This is a genomic window from Neoroseomonas eburnea, from assembly GCF_018129005.1.
GTDB lineage: Bacteria > Pseudomonadota > Alphaproteobacteria > Acetobacterales > Acetobacteraceae > Neoroseomonas > Neoroseomonas eburnea.
The window spans coordinates 1-1608 of record NZ_JAAEDL010000077.1; the positions used below are offsets into that span (position 1 = coordinate 1).

Annotated in this window: 2 protein-coding genes; both read right to left on the minus strand. The window is 68.8% G+C overall.

Annotated elements, in window-relative coordinates; genetic code table 11:
- The coding region (locus GXW74_RS27700; protein WP_272877382.1) for a glyceraldehyde 3-phosphate dehydrogenase NAD-binding domain-containing protein at window positions 1–640 on the minus strand (640 nt) is incomplete at its 3' end.
- A gap of 23 nt (window positions 641–663) precedes the next feature.
- Complete coding sequence (locus GXW74_RS27705) at window positions 664–1524, minus strand: metalloregulator ArsR/SmtB family transcription factor (RefSeq protein WP_211850157.1); 861 nt, start codon at window positions 1522–1524, stop codon at window positions 664–666.
- Window positions 1525–1608: the final 84 nt, after the last annotated feature.

The window sequence follows — 1608 nt, forward strand, 5'->3', positions numbered from 1 at the left end:
TGGCCGAGCGCGCACGCCGCAGATCCTTGTGCGGCGCATCGACGACGACGTTGGTGTTGGTCGGGTCATGGATGGTGGTGATCTGGCCATGGCGGATGCCGATCGCCTCGTGCACCACCTTCACCACCGGCGCCAGGCAGTTGGTGGTGCAGGACGCCGCGGTGACGATCGGGTGCCGCGCCGGATCGTAGAGCGCCTGGTTCACGCCGACGACGACGTTCAGCACGCTGTCGAACTTCACGGGTGCGGCGACGATCACCCGCTTCGCGCCACGGTCGAGATGGCCCTGCAGCGTCTCTGGCGACAGGAACTTCCCCGTGCATTCCAGCACGAGATCGACGCCGAGATCGCCCCAGGGGATCTCGGCGGGCTTGGCGTGCTCGCTGTAGGTCAGGCGGCGGTTGCCGATGGCGATGGCGGTATTGTCCTCCGCCTCGATCGGCGCGCGCCAGCGGCCCTGCACGCTGTCGAACTGCAGCAGATGCGCGATGGCCGGTGCCCCGCCCTTGATCTCGTTCAGATGCACGACGTCGAGGCGATTCGCCCGGCGCGGGTCGTCCTCCGCCCGCTCGGCAGCGCCCATCGCGGCGCGCAGGGCAAGCCGCCCGATGCGCCCCATGCCGTTGATGCCGACCCTCATTCTTGCGTCCTCTCCTGCCGGCATCAGCGTGCGAGCGCGTGCGGCTGCGCGAGGTCGTCCAGCCTTGCCTTCAGGGCCATCCTGTCGAGCGTCGCGAAGGGCAGGCTGACGAAGATCTCGAGCCGGCGCCGCAGCGCGGCGTAGAGCTCGTTGAGCAGTGTCGCCCGCTCGGCGGCGTTGCCGGTGAACTTCGCCGGGTCCGGCAGCGGCCAGGCCGCCGTGACCGTCGTCTCGCCGAAGTCGGGGCACACCTGCCCGGCCAGCGTCTCGCAGAGCGCGATGACGAAATCCATCCGCGGCGCGTCCGGCCCGGTGAACTCGTCCCAGGATTTCGAGCGGAGGCCGGAGACGTCGTGGCCCAGCGCCTTGAGTTGGGAGATGACCTCCGGCAGCGGCCCGTTCTCGAACGGGCTGGAACCGGCGGAGAAGGCACGGAAGTGGTCGCGTCCGATCTTCGACAGGATGGCCTCGCCCATGATCGACCGGGCCGAATTGTGGGTGCAGAGGAACAGCACGTTGAACACCGTGGGCGGCGCGGTCATCGCGGATCTCTCCAGGGGGGTATCGAGCAATCGGTGCAGGTCGCCGCAGCGCTCGGGTTCGCCGCCGCAGCAGGCGTCCGCGAGGAATGCGATGAGGCTGCGCAGGACGGCGAGCTGTGCCGCGTAGATGAGGTTGCGCCCCTGCCGTGTTGCGGCGACCAGGCCGGCACCTTCCAGGGCGCGGAGATGGAATGACAGGGTCGAGGGCGGGACGCGCAAACGCTCGGCGAGGTCGCCGGCCGGAATGCCCGATGGGCCCGCGAGCAGCAGGGCTCGCATCACGTCAAGGCGGGTGGCTTGGCCCAGGGCAGTGAACGCGGCGGCGGCATGGTTTTCATCCATGCTTCCAGCATAATCAAAAAGACTGTGCGCCGGGTGAATATTACGTGACGGCCGTAACCAGGCCTCGGACGGTGCCCGGCCCAG

Coding starts and splice junctions, on each gene's coding strand:
- GXW74_RS27705 (WP_211850157.1), bottom strand. CDS start 1,524: ATGGATGAAAACCATGCCGCCGCCGCGTTCACTGCCCTGGGCCAAGCC.